Annotated in this window: 15 protein-coding genes; 2 read left to right on the top strand and 13 right to left on the bottom strand. The window is 36.3% G+C overall.

The window, feature by feature from the left end; genetic code table 11:
* Positions 1-79: 79 nt before the first annotated feature.
* The 8 genes from EJF36_RS08500 to cyoE form a co-directional block, all read right to left on the bottom strand.
* Positions 80-1,267 (bottom strand): GNAT family N-acetyltransferase, encoded by a 1,188-nt coding sequence (locus EJF36_RS08500; RefSeq protein ID WP_125905906.1) that lies wholly within the window; start codon positions 1,265-1,267, stop codon positions 80-82.
* A 14-nt stretch (positions 1,268-1,281) separates the two neighbouring features.
* Positions 1,282-1,794: a GNAT family N-acetyltransferase gene (locus EJF36_RS08495; protein WP_125905905.1), complete on the bottom strand. Its 513-nt coding sequence runs from the start codon at positions 1,792-1,794 to the stop codon at positions 1,282-1,284.
* A 123-nt stretch (positions 1,795-1,917) separates the two neighbouring features.
* Positions 1,918-2,820: a cytochrome c oxidase assembly factor CtaG gene (gene ctaG, locus EJF36_RS08490; RefSeq protein ID WP_125905904.1), complete on the bottom strand. Its 903-nt coding sequence runs from the start codon at positions 2,818-2,820 to the stop codon at positions 1,918-1,920.
* 201 nt (positions 2,821-3,021) lie between these two features.
* A complete protein-coding gene (ctaF, locus tag EJF36_RS08485; RefSeq protein ID WP_125905903.1) occupies positions 3,022-3,360 on the bottom strand; it encodes a cytochrome c oxidase subunit IVB in 339 nt (112 codons plus the stop codon).
* A gap of 4 nt (positions 3,361-3,364) precedes the next feature.
* Positions 3,365-3,994, bottom strand: coding sequence for a cytochrome (ubi)quinol oxidase subunit III (locus EJF36_RS08480; protein ID WP_125905902.1), 630 nt, complete (start codon positions 3,992-3,994; stop codon positions 3,365-3,367).
* Positions 3,994-5,859, bottom strand: a complete 1,866-nt coding sequence (locus EJF36_RS08475; RefSeq protein ID WP_125905901.1) for a cytochrome c oxidase subunit I — start codon at positions 5,857-5,859, stop codon at positions 3,994-3,996. The genes EJF36_RS08480 and EJF36_RS08475 overlap by 1 nt, the downstream gene beginning before the upstream one ends.
* Before the next feature lie 31 nt (positions 5,860-5,890).
* Positions 5,891-6,958 (bottom strand): cytochrome c oxidase subunit II, encoded by a 1,068-nt coding sequence (gene coxB, locus EJF36_RS08470; RefSeq protein ID WP_125905900.1) that lies wholly within the window; start codon positions 6,956-6,958, stop codon positions 5,891-5,893.
* Positions 6,959-7,065: 107 nt separating this feature from the next.
* Positions 7,066-8,001: a heme o synthase gene (gene cyoE / locus EJF36_RS08465; protein ID WP_125905899.1), complete on the bottom strand. Its 936-nt coding sequence runs from the start codon at positions 7,999-8,001 to the stop codon at positions 7,066-7,068.
* A 530-nt stretch (positions 8,002-8,531) separates the two neighbouring features.
* Between cyoE and EJF36_RS08460 the strand changes: the two genes are divergently transcribed.
* Positions 8,532-9,446, top strand: a complete 915-nt coding sequence (locus tag EJF36_RS08460; protein WP_125905898.1) for a COX15/CtaA family protein — start codon at positions 8,532-8,534, stop codon at positions 9,444-9,446.
* A gap of 56 nt (positions 9,447-9,502) precedes the next feature.
* On the opposite strand, the gene EJF36_RS08455 is transcribed toward EJF36_RS08460, so the two are convergent.
* From EJF36_RS08455 to EJF36_RS08440, 4 genes are all read right to left on the bottom strand, one after another.
* Entirely contained in the window at positions 9,503-10,930 is a 1,428-nt protein-coding gene (locus EJF36_RS08455) for a cryptochrome/photolyase family protein (RefSeq protein WP_125905897.1), read from the bottom strand.
* A 309-nt stretch (positions 10,931-11,239) separates the two neighbouring features.
* Positions 11,240-14,686 carry a pyruvate carboxylase gene (pyc, locus tag EJF36_RS08450; RefSeq protein ID WP_125905896.1) on the bottom strand — a complete coding sequence of 1,149 codons (3,447 nt, stop codon included), beginning with the start codon at positions 14,684-14,686 and terminating at the stop codon, positions 11,240-11,242.
* A gap of 239 nt (positions 14,687-14,925) precedes the next feature.
* Positions 14,926-16,125 (bottom strand): putative lipid II flippase FtsW, encoded by a 1,200-nt coding sequence (ftsW, locus tag EJF36_RS08445; protein WP_125905895.1) that lies wholly within the window; start codon positions 16,123-16,125, stop codon positions 14,926-14,928.
* Between the two features lie 119 nt (positions 16,126-16,244).
* A complete protein-coding gene (locus EJF36_RS08440) occupies positions 16,245-16,529 on the bottom strand; it encodes a YlaN family protein (protein ID WP_125905894.1) in 285 nt (94 codons plus the stop codon).
* A 194-nt stretch (positions 16,530-16,723) separates the two neighbouring features.
* Here EJF36_RS08440 and EJF36_RS08435 point away from each other — a divergent pair, with 194 nt between their 5' ends.
* Positions 16,724-17,221, top strand: a complete 498-nt coding sequence (locus EJF36_RS08435; protein WP_125905893.1) for a peptidyl-prolyl cis-trans isomerase — start codon at positions 16,724-16,726, stop codon at positions 17,219-17,221.
* Positions 17,222-17,364: 143 nt separating this feature from the next.
* Here the strand turns inward: EJF36_RS08435 and EJF36_RS08430 are convergent, their stop codons facing one another.
* Entirely contained in the window at positions 17,365-18,699 is a 1,335-nt protein-coding gene (locus tag EJF36_RS08430; protein ID WP_125905892.1) for a PhoH family protein, read from the bottom strand.
* Between the last annotated feature and the right edge of the window lie 14 nt (positions 18,700-18,713).

The raw sequence follows: 18,713 nt of genomic DNA, 5'->3' as shown, positions 1-18,713 counted from the left end.
AATTTAATCAGCAAATAAATTTAAGATAATTAATAATAAACAAGGTTGGTACTTAATGTACCAACCTTTGTCTTTGAAGTTAGAAGAAATCTAGAAAATGTGTCGGTTGCTTTGGCAACATAGCTTCAAAAACCTTAAGCGATTGTAAGTCTCCCTGAATCTTCCCAGCATAATACAACTGTTGAAGTGAAATATATCCAAGCATAACAGTCGTTAATGTACTAATATTTAATCTTAAGCCTCTTTTTGGAGGGTGAGAGCAAGTGGCTCCCTCAGTTTGTTTTACAAACTTCTTTACTTGTCCATTTTTTATCAAATACGTTGCATTATTCCATGGTGCAAATTCGTCATCAACATGAACAAATAATGAATCAGTACAACTATTAAAGGGAAAAGTCTCAAAAAATGTTGCTACATTTACTATACGAGCCATGAAAAATGGCTCTATTGTTTGAGAAAAAGGAGGGTTCGAAATTAAAAATGGTAGCAATTCTTCATCAGCTACATTCATTTGTACATTTTTTATCATTGAGTCATGCTGACAAATATAATTCCAAAGGGCACTTCGAGCTCCATCTGTTATATAAACAAGCTCTTTAACAAAGAACGTTTTGTCTTTCAACTCATAAAGCATATAGCCTTCGACTAGATTGTTCACATTATGGTATTTTACAACCTCTAGCGAAGTGCTATGTAATATTTCATTATGCCACCAAGTAGTACTTCGAATTAGCATACCATTATATTTTTTTATAAATTGATCATACACATTTTGCAATTCATGAACTTCAACATTCTGACGAGGGACACGCTTACAAAAACCTTCAACAGCTTGATATGGAATTAATTCATAAACATCAAATTTCACTTTTTTACGTTGAACAAATAGTTCCCAGCCAAATTTTCTATAAAATGATATTTTAAACGGTGCTAGATAACTTAATACAAAGCCTGCCTCATTCATCTCAGCGAGTAAACACACTAATAACCGTCGAACACTTCCTTGTCTTCGAAATTCTGGCCATGTGGCTACAGAACCGATTCCGGCCATTGAAAATTCTTTATTTAAAATAGAAACATTTAAGGGTAATAAGTGTGCTTTAGCAATAAGTTTGTTCTTTTGAAATTCACCAAATATTTCATAGTTCTTTAGCTTCATTAACTGCTCTTCTGTTTTTTGGGGATCCAATGTATATTGAAATGCATATTCATCTAATTCTATACAATCTTCGTACTCGTCAACTATCAATCGTCTTATATCGCTCATACGAAACTCCACCTTTAATACATCATGTCACACGTTTCCCAAACTAGAAACCGTCCTTCTTTATTTATACATCTCATTCCTAGCTTTTCAAATACTTTTATTGCTGTTTGGTTTGACACATTGCATTCTGTATAAATTTTTTTTACATCATGCGTAATCATCATCCACTCAATAATGGCATCAATAGCTTCATATGCTAGTGATAAATCAACAATATCATCTACTAGATTGTGTGTGATTTTAATTACTCCATCTTGATCAGGCTTCCCTTCAATGACAATATCTCCACATATTGTTTTTTTAGAACGCAAAATCATAATCCAAATGCCCCAGCCGTATTCGGATTTATCTGCCTCTAATCGTTCGATATAAAGCGGTAACAATGATTGTACTTGCCATGAAGGCCACTCATGAGGAATTAGTATAGGAGATTTCTTTTCAAGAATATTACGGTGTAGTACAAGCGACTTGGCAATATCTAACGAACAAGGAACTACAAGCAATGATCTCGTAATAATTTCAAGCATTACACCATCTCCTTATAGTTTTATATTTGCGTTAGATGAAGATAATTTTTGAATATAAACAAAAGCACTATAGAATAGTCTATTCTATAGCACTCTTGAAGTATGACCCTTTATGTCATTTTTTCATCTAGCTTGTGGATTTAAATACGCGTTTAACTCTTCTTGATCTTTTACTCGTTCTCTTTTTACCCACTCAAAGAATACATAGCCTAAAATACAAATAAATACTATTTCTTGAAATACTTTCATTATAACACCACCTAGCTGCTGATCTTGCATCAATGGCATATTCATAAACATTTCTGGTCCAGTCAGACTTAAAGTAGTTAACACACCACCTGGCACACAAAGACTAAGCGCTTCCATCCAAACAGCGGGATCATAATACGTTGCATACAAAGGGGTATTTGCAAAAATAATTAACGCACATGCCGGTGTTAGTAAAACACCATCCGCAAAAACATACCCTATTTTTTTAACTCCTACTAGCGTGTTCCATTTTGGCAATTGATTCGTCAATGGAAACCACATAATTAAAGCAGACAAGAAAATTAAAATTGTTACAGCAGCATGGAGAAGCGGGTCTGTTTTAACAGTGTCAAAAATAAACGGTATATGGTAAAAAGAAAACAAACCATTAAAAAGGATTAACGCCAAAACAGGCTTAGTGAAAAAACGAAGCATTGGCGAAACAATAGGTCTATCCACTATCGCTTCTAAAAGATAATTAGGTAAGCCTAAAATCAATAACGGCGGAATAGCTAAATACAAAAAAGCCATCTGTGTCATATGAACACTGAACATTAAGTGACCTAGTAAATCAACAGGCGAGCCTTTAATTATATATAACAAAATAAGAGCAGTTGAGAAATAAAAGATTTTTAACGGTGAGACTTTTTCATGATTTTTAAATTTATATCTCCAAGGACCTATTAACATAAAATACAAGAAAAGAACAATAACAGTAAAAAGGAGAAACTCAGGACTCCACATTGCGCGAAACCCGAATATTGACAATGTCCCCATTCTCTCACCCTCTTTTAAAATAAATGATTTCAATTATAGCTTGCCTATATTATATTATGCTCTAAAAGCACATGCAAAACTTACGACTTGTTATTTAAAGATAACATATCTTAATAAGAATAAGAGAACCCGAGTGCGAACTATGCATCGGGTTCTCCATTGATTCTGTCTTCATTTTGCGATTTGTTGTCTGATTACAGCTTACCACCAAACTAACGTCATCATAGCAGCCACTGTTAATAGCGCAACTAATACACCGGAAAATAGAAATAATGTTGGCTGTTCATGACCTTTATGACTCATGTGCATAAAATAGTACAACTGAAACACAACTTGAATAGCTGCTAAAACAACGATAAATGGTACTACAAAGTGTCCGAACGATAATTCTTCAAATCCTACCGCTGCAAACGCTATAAGCGTCAAAAAGATCATCAAAACAAATGAAACTACCTGTTTTTTCATATCCTCTGCATTTTTCTTGCGACGGTATTGCAGGTCAACCTTTGGATTTTCCGAACTTGAATTAATATTCGCCATCAGTTTATCCCACCATTCCCATTAAATATACGACCGTGAAGATAAATACCCACACAACGTCAATAAAGTGCCAGTATAAACTAGCTAAATAAAACTTAGGGGCGTTATATAAATCTAAACCACGCTTCGCATTACGAACCATCAATGTAACGATCCATAATAGACCAAAAGTTACGTGAGCACCATGTAATCCTACTAATGAGTAGAATGCTGTCCCAAAAGCATGACTTGTAAAGGTATGATCGTATTCATGTACATAGTGATTAAATTCATAGATTTCTAAAGCTAAGAACGATGCGCCTAGTAATACAGTAATACCAAGCCACAACTGCATACCTTTAAAGTTAAAGTTTTTCATATGATACATTGCATAAACACTTGTTAAACTACTAGTCAAAAGTAACATAGTAGCAAAGAATACTAGTGGTAAATCAAATAATTCAGCTGTCGTGTAGGCTTTTACAGATCCGGTAGAGTTACGTAAAGCTAAATACGTTGCAAAAAATGATGCAAATAGCGTTGTTTCTCCTGCAAGAAACAACCAAAATCCAATAAACTTATTTTTACCTTCAAGGGTCGCACGCTCCGGATTAGCGGGGAACGTTTCAGCTGTAAATTTTTCTTGAATATGCATTAGCTACGAACCCCCTTTTCTGCTGCCTCAATATCTTCCTTATGAATGTGGTACCCATGGTCGTCAATGACTGAACGTAAGAACATACTACCAAACGTAATTAAAAGTCCGATGATACCGACCCATAATCCCCAGTCCTCGGTTGGACGATACAAGAAACCAATCGCTGAGATAAATAAACCTAAAGACATTACAAACGGTAAAAATGATCCATTCGGCATGTGAATATCACCAAATGGCTCTGCCGGTGTCATTTCTTTTTTACCAGCCACCTTCTCAATCCACCATGGATCTAAACCACGTACTAACGGAGTTTGTTTGAAGTTGTACTCTGGTGGTGGTGAAGGAATAGCCCATTCTAGCGTACGACCATGTTCCCAAGGATCGTTTGATGCAGGTATGCGATTAATAGTTGATTTCACAATGTTTACAACAAGAACAATCGTACCTAATGCCATGAAAATAGCACCGATAGAGCTAATTAAGTTCCCAAGTTCTAAACCTTGACCTGGTAAATACGTCCAAACGCGACGTGGCATACCCCACAAGCCTAGCCAGTGTTGAATAAAGAACGTCATGTGGAAACCAATAAACCATAACCAGAATTGAAGTTTACCAAGTTTGTCATCCAACATGTAGCCAAACATTTTCGGCCACCAATAATGTAACCCAGCTAAAATAGCAAACACAATACCACCAACAATAACATAATGGAAATGTGCTACAACAAAATACGTGTCATGATACTGATAGTCAGCAGGTGCACTGGCTAACATAACACCTGTTACTCCTCCAGCTACGAAGGATGGTATGAACCATACTGCATATAGCATTGGTGTTGACAGACGTATCTTTCCGCCCCACATCGTAAATATCCAGTTAAACACTTTAATACCTGTCGGCACCCCAATAGCCATGGTCGCGATTGCAAAGATTGCATTAGCTGTCGGTCCAAGACCAGTGGTAAACATATGGTGAGCCCAAACCATGAATCCAAGAAAACCAATTAAAACGGTAGCGAAAACCATAGCAGAATATCCGAATAATCGTTTCCTTGAAAAAACCGGGAATATTTCAGAAAATATCCCAAACGCAGGTAATACTAAAATATAAACTTCCGGATGTCCGAAAATCCAAAATAAGTGCTCATATATAATGGTATTTCCTCCGGCCATCATATCAAAGAACTTACCACCAAACAGACGATCAAACATTAACAATGACAATGCTGCTGTAAGTGGTGGAAATGCAAATAGGATAAGTGCCGAAGTTACAAATGCTGTCCAGGTGAATAATGGCATACGCATATAAGTCATACCTGGTGCTCTCATAGTTATAATTGTTGCTAAAAAGTTAATACCTGAAATTAATGTACCAGCACCAGATATTTGTAGACCCAAAACGTAAAAATCTACCCCCGGTCCTGGTGAAGCCATGGCTAGAGATGCATAAGATGTCCATCCTGCATCTGGCATTCCACCTAAAAACCACCCTAAGTTGAAAAATAAGGATCCAAAGAAAAACAACCAAAATCCAAGTGAGTTTAAAAATGGAAATGCTACATCACGTGCACCAATTTGCAAGGGCACAATAGCGTTCATAAATGCGAACAACAATGGTGTAGCTGCGAAAAATAGCATAGTAGTACCATGTGCTGAAATAAGTTCATTGAAGGTAGCGGCACTAACTACATCATTATTTGGTACAGATAGCTGCCATCGAATAAATAGCGCTTCTAAGCCGCCAATAATTAAATGAATTGTTCCTGCTATTAAGTAAAGGATGGCGATCTTTTTATGGTCTACTGTTGTTAAGTAATCCCATATAACAGCGCCTGCTCCTTTTTTTTGCGCTAATGTACTCACGAACTAGAATCCTCCCTTACTCAGTTATCCCCTATTCTACTTGCTCTATCTCTTCTCCAAGGTCCATAACTTTAAGACCCATTAAGTATTCTGTTAAAGCATCAATTTCCTCATTGCTCAATTCTGGATACTTTCCAGTCATCAAGTTTGCAGGTTTTATAGATTCAGGATCCTTTAACCAAGCTTTTAAATTTTCTTCATTATTTTGTTTGATTCCGGCTACACGAGAACGGTCACCATAGTTAGCTAAACTTGGACCAGCTCCAGGTCCTGCTGCACCATTAACAGCGTGACAACCGATACAGCCTTTTTCCGTATAAATCTGCTCACCTTTTTTCGCTAAGTCAGTAGTAGCGACTGATTTTGCATTAGCCATTTTTTCAGCCCACTCATCGAACTCATCACGAGGTATCGCACGAACCTTAAAGTCCATTAATGAATGAGAAGGACCACATAACTCCGCACATTTACCGTAAAACATACCAACTTCATCAGCTTTCAAGTAAAACTTGTTTACAGAGTCGACGTTCGTATCCATTTTTCCTCCGAGAGAAGGAACCCAAAACGAGTGTTTTACATCAGCAGCTTTTAGGTTAAAATATACCCTTTCCCCTGCTGGCATAACAAGATCCTGAGAGGTAATAATACCGTAATCTGGATATTCAAATTCCCACCAATAAAGCTTAGCTGTTACATTAACAACAACTGCATTTGGATCTCTTGTTTCCGCCTCCATTGGAGATGTATCCGCCAATCTAAACGTAGCATTAACTGTAGGTACTGCCAAAATAATTAACAAGAGAATCGGAATAATTGTCCAAATAATCTCCAACTTGTGATTACCTTCTACTTGCTTTGGAATGACCTTCTTGTCGCCAGCACGCTCACGGTAACGAACTACCGCAATAATGAACAACACAGAAACCACCGCAACGACAAAGACCATAATAATCGTTGCTAACATCATTAAATCAAACTGAGTTTTAGCAACTTCACCCTGCGGCTGTAAAGTTGATAAAAACGGCTTCCCACAGCCTGACAGGATGAGCATCATGACGCTAAACAGTGTCAAAACGCGCCAATTCGTAAGCCTTTTCATAGCTACATCAAACCCCTCTTTCAATGTAATGTGAAAATTCCCCCCGATTTATATGTTTGAAGGAAAAAAATATAGTAAGGTCGTGAGCAACTTCTGCTCACAACCGTTTACCCAACCGTAACAACAACCATCGCTACAAACAATATAGTCAGATAATTAAGTGAGTATACAAACATTAGTTTAGCCCATTTTATATCATCATTCAGTCGATAGCCCCATATCCCCAATGTAAGCCAACCAACATTTAGCAAAGTAGCTAGTATTAAAAATGGGATTCCTAAACTCGTCATTAAAAAAGGTAACGGTAACAAGCAAGCTACCCAACCAATCATGTGTTTCTTTGTAACTGCAAAACCTCGAACAACTGGTAGCATAGGTATGCCTGCTGCCCTGTATTCCTCGCACCGTTTCATAGCCAACGCGAAGAAATGAGGAGGCTGCCATATAAACATTATTAGAAACAATGCCCACGCTACAAAATGAAGGTCAGGGTCAACAGCAGCCCACCCGATTAATGGTGGGATGGCACCAGAAATACTGCCGACTACGGTATTAATTGTATATTTACGTTTTGTCCACATCGTATAAAGGTAGACATAGGTAAATACACCAAGCAGGCCTATACCAGCCGCTATTAAGGATGATATTGCTAATGCAATAGTTCCTAACGTAATAAAGGAGATTCCAATCGTTAAAACAAAAGGTCCAGAAAAGGTACCTTTTACAGTCGGCCTTCCTTTTGTTCGCTCCATAATTGGATCTATATCTCGGTCTATCAAATTATTAAGACTACACGAACCAGCAATTATTAGTGTTGAACCTAGAGTAGCTAGAAAAACTTTATCCAAGTTTTCTATGAATCCCAAGCTGTTAAAATGAAGCGCTAGCCAAATTCCAGTGAACGTTGTAATAAAATTAGAATTAACAATACCAATTTTAATAAGCGCTAAAAAGTCTTTCCATTTTGTTGTTTGTTCTATATGATGGGGTGATACTTTCTCGGGTAGACTATTAGCTTCTACTGTAACCCTCGATTGCAGCATCTTCTCCTCCTCCTTTTGTCCACTGTTCTATTCTATCTCTGAATTCTATTATGTCATATTTTAAAAGATTTTGTGCAGAAAAGTGAAATAAATCACAGCAGATTATTTACCTTTACGCTTCAAATAATACACTAGATCCCCCAAAAACTCTATAATAACAACTCAAAACAATAATGTAAAAAATAGGTGTGTGAATTTTACTTGAATAATTTTTGTCTAATTAATGAACATTCCCTTGTATTCATTATATGTTAAATGAAAAAATGATATAATTAATTTTATCTAAAAAAGTATTATTTTTATATATGAAAATCCTTTTGATTTTATATACAAAACTTACAATTATTAATTTTATACATTTTCCACTATAATGATAGTTGTAATAGTGATAATGCGTGTGAGTAAAAATACTTTTACTATTGTATAAATGTATTTGTTTCCTATTATACTTTTTTGTCTAATATTTGACAAATTATAAATTTTCTATTTTTATAATTTATATAATCTAATATTAAGAAGGTGAATTTATCTTGCCCATCCTTTTAAAAATACTAGCAGTCTTTTCATCTCTCATTATGCTTTTTGTTCTAATTGGTGGTGCCCTTGTAACAAAGACTGGTTCAAGCCTAGGCTGTGGACGTGAATGGCCATTATGCGAAGGCCAACTTGTTCCTTCTAACTTTAACTTTGAAATGATCATTGAATACTCACATCGAGGCGTTTCAGGTCTAGCAGGTATCACTGTTTTAATTCTAGCCATCTGGTCATGGCGTAAAATAGGACACGTACGTGAAACAAAGTTCTTGGCTATCACATCTGTCTTATTTATTATCATTCAAGCATTGTTAGGAGCTGCAGCGGTTATTTGGCCACAAACACCAGTTGTTTTAGCATTACACTTTGGTATATCGCTTATATCATACGCTGCTGTATTTTTATTAATGCTTCTAATCTTCGAAGTAGATAAGAAATTTGATGCAGACAGCTTGAAGCTAGACCAAAAAATGCGGTTTCACATATACGGAGTAATTATATATACTTACATCGTAGTCTATACAGGAGCATTAGTAAGACATGAGAAAGCATTTTTAGCTTGTCCTGATTTTCCATTATGTTCAAATGAAAGTATATTTTCATTGCCCTCTACATTTATACAGTGGGTACAAATGGGACATAGATTTGCTGCTTTTCTTCTATTCGTTTGGATAGTTATTGCAACATTACATGCATTTAAACACTATAAAAACCAACGTGTTATATATTGGGGATGGATATTATCTCTTACACTAATCATCTTACAGGTGATTTCAGGTGCCTCTGTAATTTTTAGTAAGGTTCACTTAGCTTCTACACTCAGCCACGCAACAATTATAACGTTGCTATTTGGAGTATTAAGTTATCTTGTTTTATTAGGAACTAGAAGCACACGTCATACACAGAAATAATTTACTGTAAAGAAATAAGGGAGCTGCAATCACGCAGCTCCCTTATTTCTTTATATTCAATCTAACAACTCCGATTTGAACAACTGAATAGCCTTTAGTCTTTGAACAGCATGATCAACAATTGGAGCCGGATAATCTTGTCCAATAATACAACCGGACAACTTTTGTATCTCAACACTCATTTTCCACGGTTCGTGAATATACTTATCTGGTACATCTTTCAATTCAGGTATATATTTGCGTATATACTTACCATCTTGGTCAAACTTTTTTGATTGTGTAACAGGATTAAAAATTCGAAAATAAGGAACAGCATCCGTTCCAACAGATGCAGCCCATTGCCATCCCCCTATATTAGAAGCAGCTTCATAGTCTATAAGCACCTTATTAAAATAGCTCTCACCTAATCGCCAATCCACTAGTAAATCCTTTGTTAGAAAACTGGCTGTTATCATTCTCAATCTGTTATGCATCCATCCTTCATTATTCAATTGTCTCATTCCAGCATCCACAATTGGATAACCGGTTTGTCCTGTACTCCATATTTTCAGCACATGCTCGTCTGTAGACCAGGCTATATGCCTATATTGCTCATTAATCTCAACACTTTGGCACAAAGGATTTGATACATGAATCATGTGATAAAAATCTCGCCACGCTAACTCTTGGATAAATGTTTGCACACTCTCCTTGTTGTATTGAGTGAGATTTTCTAGCTCACTGTATATAGTTCGAACAGCTATTGCACCTGTTATTAAGAATGACGATAGTTTACTAGTTCCTTCAACAGATGGAAAATTACGATTTTTACCATATGCTTCGATACGATTATTTATAAATAAATGCAGTTGGGCTAACGCATTCTCTTCACCTATATTTACCCATTCTTTTCTATATGGGTAGTTGGTAAGTAAATGTTTGTCATTTATTGCTGACGGTATGTCTTTTGAATAAAAAACTAACTCATTCTCATTAATAATCCTAGGTCTTGGCTTTTGTAACATTGACCATGATTTAAAATAAGGGGTAAACACTTTATACATTGTGCCATCATGTTTAGTTACCTCATTAGCACCATGTAAGTGATAGTCATCAAATTCATGTACTTCACAGCCCTTTGATGAACAAAACTCATTAACCCAAAGGTCTCTTTTTCTTGCATTTGGCAACTCATCTTTATTGTAAAAAATACAATTTATGTCCGGTGCCCATTCAAATAATCGAGTAAAAACCGTCTGATACGAACCGTATACAACATACAGATCTATTCCTAAGTTACTTAGTCGATTTGAAAAATGTAATAACGCTTTAAAAAAGTATTCATTCTGATTTGTTTTATTTTCATAGAAGTCCGGATTCAGATGAAAAACAAAACTTACATAACCATTATGTTTTTTCGCCCATTCAAGCGCATAATATATAGCACTATTATCTTGTAGTCTGAAATCTCTTCGCAACCATATAATAGCTCTTTTATTAGTCAAACTATGTCACCTTCCCTTAAACATGCTCAAAACTATATTCATATAAGATAGTTTGCAAGTCAAACTCCAATGTGTCGCCAACATATGGGAAGTAGTTACTTGTTTAAGATTGGTAAGAAGACATTTCTTGAAAAAGAGTATACATAATACGCTAGTCATCGATAATGTTTTTGATAATCATTTGTATGTTTCTCTTGTTAGCATCCTATACAATCATTTAGGCTCAGAATTATATAAGCTTTCTATACGTTTAAAAAAGAGTGTCCCGAAAGACTTACTTTGGGACACCCTCTCGATTTAAATATATATTTAACTAGTAAGCTCAATTAATAAATCACCCGTCTGAATGGCCTCACCATCTTCAACAAATATGTCTTTAATAACACCGGTAAATGGCGCTTGTATAGTAGTCTCCATTTTCATAGCTTCTGTTATTAGTAGATGGTCCCCTTTATTAACCTTTTCCCCTTTTTGCACAAGAACTTTAATGACCGTACCAGGCATTGAAGCACCGATTTGTTCTGGTTTACTATAATCTACCTTCGGTCGAGATGCTATTGCTACTCTTACATTTTCGTCTTTAATCATAACTTCACGTGACTGACCATTCAATTCAAAGTATATGACACGATATCCATCCGGCTGTGGTTGGCTAATAGATACTAATTTAACAATTAAAGTTTTACCTTGTTCAATTTCAACTTCAATTTCTTCTCCTAAACGCATACCGTACAAAAATGTAGGTGTATCAAGCACAGACACATCACCAAATTGCTCTACGGTTTTTACATACTCCATAAACACTTTAGGATACAAGGCATATGATATTGCATCAAAGCTCGTGATTTGCCGGTGAATGGTTTGGAATAATTGCTTTTTAACAACTTCAAAATCAACGGGGTCTAGCAACTCTCCTGGTCTAACTTGAATAGACTCTCTCCCCTTTAAAATAATGCGTTGCAGTTCTCGTGGAAAACCTCCATAAGGCTGACCTAAAAATCCTTCAAATAACTCAACTACCGAGTCAGGAAAATCAAGTTTGTCTCCTCTATCGTAAACATCATCTTCTGTTAGATTGTTCTGTACCATAAATAATGCCATATCACCAACAACCTTTGATGATGGTGTTACTTTAACAATATCACCAAACATACCATTCACACGGCGATACATGTCTTTTACATCTTCCCATCTGTCACCTAAGCCAACAGCTTTAGCTTGTTGCTGCAGATTACTATATTGACCACCTGGCATTTCATGCATATATATTTCAGAATGTGGTGATTTCATGCCACTCTCAAAATCGTGATAATATTTTCGAACATCCTCCCAATAATGCGACATTAATTCAAGATTCTTTACAGTTATGTTAGGTTGTCTTTTTGTGCCTTGAAGAGCATAATAAAGTGAGCTTGCACTTGGCTGAGACGTTAATCCTGCCATTGAACCCAAGGCTGTATCAACTATATCAACCCCCGCTTCTATCGCTTTTGCATACATAAATATTCCATTCCCACTTGTATCATGCGTATGCAAATGAATAGGTATATCTATTGTTTCCTTAAGGGTTGAAATGAGTTTGTAAGCCGCTTGTGGCTTTAACAGACCTGCCATATCTTTAATTGCTAATATATGAGCACCAGCATCTTCAAGGTCTCTTGCAATATTTTTATAGTAATTCAAATCATACTTAGATCTTGAAGGGTCAAGAATATCTCCTGTATAGCAAATTGCTGCCTCTGCCATCTTGCCAGATTGACGAACTGCTTCAATTGCTACAGTCATTCCTTTAACCCAGTTCAAACTATCAAATATTCTAAATACATCTATACCAGCCTCTGCACTCTTTTTTACAAACTCTTGAATAACGTTATCCGGATAATTTTTATAGCCAACAGCATTTGAGGCTCGAAGAAGCATTTGAAATAAAATATTTGGCACTTTATTTCTCAGAATTAATAATCGGTCCCATGGGTCTTCCTTTAGAAAACGATATGCCACGTCATACGTTGCACCCCCCCACATTTCAAGGGAGAATAACTCCGGTAACATATGAGCAACTGGTTCCGCAATATGCTTTAGGTCTGTTGTACGCACTCGTGTAGCAAGTAAGGATTGATGCGCATCACGAAAGGTTGTGTCTGTTAAAAGCACCTTATCTTGCTCTTTAATCCATGACACTAAGCCATCAGCACCATATTGATCTAGAATCTGCTTTGTCCCTGCTTGCATTTGGTTCGCATAGTTGACTTTCGGCATTCTCGGTTTATCAAACACTGGTTTCTTCTTTTTTTCGATGCCCGGAAATCCATTCACAGTGACTTCCCCAATATATGTAAGCATCTTAGTACCACGATCTTTTCGCTTCGGAAACACAAATAACTCAGGTGATGAATCAATAAATGAAGTATCATATTTCCCTGTTAAAAAGTTTTCATGCTTCACAACATTTTCTAAAAAAGGGATGTTAGTCTTAATGCCACGAATTCTAAATTCACGTAAGTTTCGCACCATTTTAGCTGCAGCCTGGTCAAACGTTAATGCCCATGTAGAAAGCTTTACAAGGAGTGAATCGTAATAAGGCGTGATAACAGCTCCTTGAAAGCCATTTCCTGCATCCAAACGTACTCCAAAGCCTCCACCTGAACGATACGCCATTATCCTCCCTGTATCTGGCATGAAATTATTTAAAGGATCCTCTGTTGTTACACGTGATTGAATAGCATAGCCATGCGTAATGATTTTCTCTTGTATCGGTACACCAACAGTCGAACTATGTAAATTATGCCCTTCAGCAATCTTAATTTGTGATTGAACAATGTCTATACCTGTTATCATTTCCGTAATTGTATGTTCTACCTGAACACGTGGATTTACCTCAATAAAATAAAAATCATTTTCTGATACTAGAAATTCAACCGTTCCTGCATTTATATAGTGGACCTTGTTCATTAATTGAACGGCCGCATCACAAATACGCATTCTTAAACTTTCTGACAAACCAACACTTGGCGCAACCTCAACAACCTTTTGGTGACGCCTTTGTATTGAACAATCTCGTTCATAAAGATGAACAATATTGCCATCCATATCACCTAATATTTGTACCTCTATATGCTTAGGATTTTCGACTAACTTTTCAACATATACTTCGTCACTTCCAAATGCTGCTTTTGCTTCTGATTTGGCTCGCTCATACGCTTCCTTCAAACCTGCTTCGTTTCTTACAATTCTCATACCACGACCGCCACCACCGAGAGCAGCTTTAATAATAATTGGATAACCATTTTTAGAACCGAACTGAAGAACTTCCTCTAAATTATGTATTGGGCCATTACTGCCGGGAATAACGGGGATGCCTGCATTAATTGCCTGCTGCCGAGCTTTTACTTTATCTCCAAACATATCTAGATGCTCAGAATTAGGACCTATAAAGATAATACCTTCTTCTTCACATCGCATAGCAAAATGAATATTTTCTGATAAAAAACCGTAACCTGGGTGAATAGCATCCACATTATTGTTTTTTGCAACTTCAATAATTCCTTCAATATCCAAATAGGCATCTATTGGTTTTTTCCCTTCACCAATTAAGTAGGCTTCATCAGCTTTATAACGATGATATGCTCCTGCATCTTCTTTTGAATATATCGCGACAGTGCGAATGTTCAGTTCATTACACGCACGAAACACTCTAATAGCAATTTCCCCACGATTTGCAGCAAGTACCTTGTTAATTTTACGACCTTTTAGCATAGCTTAACCCCCTATGAGCGATATTTCAGAAAATTCTATGCAAACATAATATAGCATACCATAAAAATCCAAATATGTGTTTTTTAAACTACAAGAAACACATATATTAGCTGACTAGTAAGATATTACTCTCCTGACGTATCGACGTTGTCTAGTTTATAGGATAATGCCATTTGCAAATAAATCGATTAAATAAAAAAAGCCCCTCAACAGATAACGTAGGGACCGTTTTGAGATCTTTAAAATGAACGTGAAAAATTATCCATTTTTATTTTCTGTGAATCATCGGTTTGAGCATGCTTAAATTTTTGACGATAATTATGCTGCATAGATACATTCACTAACAAGCCTGCTGATGCCATAAGCACTAATAAGGATGATCCTCCGTAACTGATGAAAGGTAAGGTTACACCTGTTATTGGTATTAAGCCCGTAACACCACCTAAGTTAATAAACGACTGTATACCGAACATAGAGGCTATACCAATTGCTAGTAAACTACCAAAAGGATCTTCACACTTTCTAGCTAGATGAAGAGCTTTAAAAATGATAAAGGCTATTAAAAACAATACAAACGCTACCCCAAATAACCCTAACTCCTCCGCAACTATAGACATGATGAAGTCGGTATGCGCTTCTGGTAAATAGCCGTATTTTTGCACACTCTGTCCTAACCCAACACCAGTTACGCCTCCCCCTGCTATCGCAATGTAGGAATTAACAAGCTGATAACCAGCGCCATCAATTGTCTCGAATGGCTTCATAAATCCAGTAAATCGATCTAATTGATATCCAGAGAAAACTCCGAATGCTAACATTATAAGCGCAAAAATAATTGCTCCTATAGATCCTAATATAGTAAGCTTACCAATTGTCTTTAGATTCATACCAGAAGAAGTTATTATACTCGCAGATATTAAAAATATGATAAAGGCCGTACCAAGGTCAGGTTGAATAACTATACAAATTAAGACAAAGACAACAAATAAAATTGGTGGCATGACGCCATGCTTCATATCATTTATCACTTTTTGTTTTTTTGCATACATGGCTGATAAATATATGATAACAGCCAGCTTCATATATTCTGAGGGCTGAATACTTCTAGCACCTAATTTAATCCAACTTTGTGCTCCACCTGCTACAAACCCGAAGAAAAAAACAGCTAGTAACAATGAAACTGATCCCAACATTACTAGCATAAGCAGCCTAGAATTTTGCAGACGACGATACGGAAAAAGCATTGTAAAAAGAAATACAAAACTTGCTATTACTAATGAAGTTTTTTGTTTTTCAAAAAAGTAATCGCTGCTAAGTTGATATCTCGTTACAGCTATAACCATACTCGAACTATAGACCATGATCAAGCCGAAAATGCACAGCAAAACAATAGCCAAAATGAGCGTATAATCATATGATTTAAGCATTTTTTTTAACATTAAAGCCACTTCCTAATATCGAATAAGAACTTTGTATACTGTAACGCAAGATAATGTATTTTCTGTAAAAAAACTCAAACTCTGAAATAATCAATGAGTTTGAGTTTGTTAAATTTCTATTAAAACTTTCTCGTTGATGCTTCATGTAAAATTGATAATTCCCGTTCAAGCGCATCAAGTAATTCTTTTCCATCACGCTCTTCTATTAGTCCGAGACGAACGGCGAAATCAATTTCTCTTGATAAACCAAACATTTGAGTGTCTAACACTTCCTCATATAGAGGACATTGTGGCATAGTTAGATTGTCCATTTGAACTTTAATAAGTTTTAAGATTTTATCGGCATCTGCCTTTAAAAGCGCATAGGCTCTTTCACGATGGCTCGTCACAATCTCAGACGTCAAAGTAATCCCTCCGTTCGCATTCAATACCCAGTCCTATCTTTAAATATTATCGTGAATAAGGTGGATTTGCAAGCAGAAACTTTTACAGATAGGCCCCTTATAACATATTGTTACTTCAGGATAAGAGAGGTTGACTCTTTTCAAAACTACTTTCTATTGATATGCTTTATTTACGAGATTAAGGGGGGAATATTGTGGATACTTTATTAACCATTGAAGGAAATGTTGCATTTAAGATAACTCTTGACCCAGGTGTTTGGGTGTTCGATGATGACAAAAAGCCTTTAGAATCGTTTTTTGAAGACAAAAATGATAACAACGTCCTAACAGAAGAAAAAAGCACTCCTGTTTCACGACAGTGGCAAAGGGAGATCCAAGAGGGAAGTGTATACCCGCAAACGTTTCGATCTGAAACTCAATACAAAAAGCAACAATTACTCGAAGGTTCATTAGCAATAGAATTCCATCGATTTCTCAGGAATGCTGAACCAACTTCAACGGCAAAACAAGTGCATATAGTTACCACAACTGAAACACATACTGTATCGCTTAGAAATGCATTTAATTTAATTATAGCTTTTTCCAAAAACGGTTCCCCTCTTAAAGAAGATGGACCTATTCACGTATATTTTCATGATGGATCTAATAAAGAAGCTCCTATTACCGATGTTAGAAAATTTATTGTTGAATAGATTGCTCCTTATGTGCATTAATGCTGACTTTACTATCTGAACATTTAACAACCGACAACACAATGATAGCTGTGCTGTCGGTTTTATTAACTGATGATTCATCAAGAAGAACTGCGAAAGGCGTCCACAATGCAGTAATAATCTTATAGTATCGTTGCAGCTAACTGCGCTAAACCAGATCTTTCTCCTTTAACAAGCCGTACATGCCCAGCAATTTTTTCATCCTTAAACTTCTCTACAACATATGATAAGCCATTGTTGTACTCGTCTAAATAAGGATGGTCTATTTGCTCTGGATCGCCCATTAAAACAATCTTACTTTTCTCACCGACTCGAGTTAGTATTGTTTTCACTTCATGTTTCGTTAAATTTTGTGCTTCGTCAATAATAATATACTGTTCAGGTATACTTCTCCCTCTAATATATGTTAAGGCTTCAACCTCAATAGATCCCATGCCAGCTAAAATGGCATCTAACTCCCCGGGTTTCTTAGTATTAAATAAAAACTCTAAATTATCGTATATTGGTTGCATCCATGGTCGTAGCTTTTCTTCCTTTTCTCCTGGTAGGTATCCTATGTCCTTCCCAACAGGTACAATCGGTCGAGCAACCAATAGCTTTTTATAGCGCCTTGTATCTTCACTAAGCATAAGCCCCGCTGCTAATGCTAATAATGTTTTACCTGTTCCAGCCTTCCCAATCATCGTAACTAACGGAATGTCATCCCTAAGTAATAATTCAAATGCCATCGTTTGCTGCACATTACGAGGGCGAATCCCCCAAATATGGTCTTGATTAAATATTAATCTTTTCACCTTTTTCCCGCAGCTAGATACCACTCCAATAGCAGAAGCAGACCCACCTAAAGCATCCTTCATAACAATAAATTGATTAGGATAGAACGGATGATTCGCTAATTCCGATAAGGAAATTTCTCCCTTTTCGTAAAAACTAGATAGGACATCCTTTTGTATGTAAAAATCAATAAACCCATCATACAGATGATCTACCTCCACCACTCTATCACTTAGAAAGTCTTCTGCCTCTATACCTATCGCGTCTGCCTTTACTCTTACTAGTGCATCTTTACTTACTATAATGACTCTTTTTTGATTTTCTTTAGCCTTTTCGTGCTCTTCATTATGCAGATTCTTAGCTACAGCCAAAATTCGATTATCATTCGTCTTTTCGATAAAAATATCTTGTAATTCGTGAAATGCTCGGTGATTGAGTTCAATCCGAAGACTACCACCATTTTCTAACGTGATTTTTTCGTGTAGACGACCGCTTACCCTGAGTCCGTCAATTATTTTTGACACTTGCCTAGCATTTCTCCCTATTTCATCCATATAACGTTTTTTCGAATCAACCTCTTCTAATACAACCGCTGGAATGACAACCTCGTTTTCTTCAAATGAGAATATGGAATATGGGTCTTGTAGTAAAACATTCGTGTCTAAAATATAAATTTTGCTCAATCGTAAGGCCCCCT

Source organism: Bacillus sp. HMF5848 (assembly GCF_003944835.1).
In the GTDB taxonomy this organism is placed as follows: Bacteria; Bacillota; Bacilli; order Bacillales; family HMF5848; genus HMF5848.
Note: the sequence above shows the minus strand (reverse complement) of the source record. Positions and strands in the feature narration are given on the sequence as shown.

Coding starts and splice junctions, on each gene's coding strand:
- ctaG (WP_125905904.1), bottom strand. CDS start 2,820: ATGGGGACATTGTCAATATTCGGGTTTCGCGCAATGTGGAGTCCTGAG.
- coxB (WP_125905900.1), bottom strand. CDS start 6,958: ATGAAAAGGCTTACGAATTGGCGCGTTTTGACACTGTTTAGCGTCATG.
- ctaF (WP_125905903.1), bottom strand. CDS start 3,360: ATGGCGAATATTAATTCAAGTTCGGAAAATCCAAAGGTTGACCTGCAA.
- pyc (WP_125905896.1), bottom strand. CDS start 14,686: ATGCTAAAAGGTCGTAAAATTAACAAGGTACTTGCTGCAAATCGTGGG.
- cyoE (WP_125905899.1), bottom strand. CDS start 8,001: ATGCTGCAATCGAGGGTTACAGTAGAAGCTAATAGTCTACCCGAGAAA.
- EJF36_RS08495 (WP_125905905.1), bottom strand. CDS start 1,794: ATGCTTGAAATTATTACGAGATCATTGCTTGTAGTTCCTTGTTCGTTA.
- EJF36_RS08500 (WP_125905906.1), bottom strand. CDS start 1,267: ATGAGCGATATAAGACGATTGATAGTTGACGAGTACGAAGATTGTATA.
- ftsW (WP_125905895.1), bottom strand. CDS start 16,125: ATGTTAAAAAAAATGCTTAAATCATATGATTATACGCTCATTTTGGCT.
- EJF36_RS08480 (WP_125905902.1), bottom strand. CDS start 3,994: ATGCATATTCAAGAAAAATTTACAGCTGAAACGTTCCCCGCTAATCCG.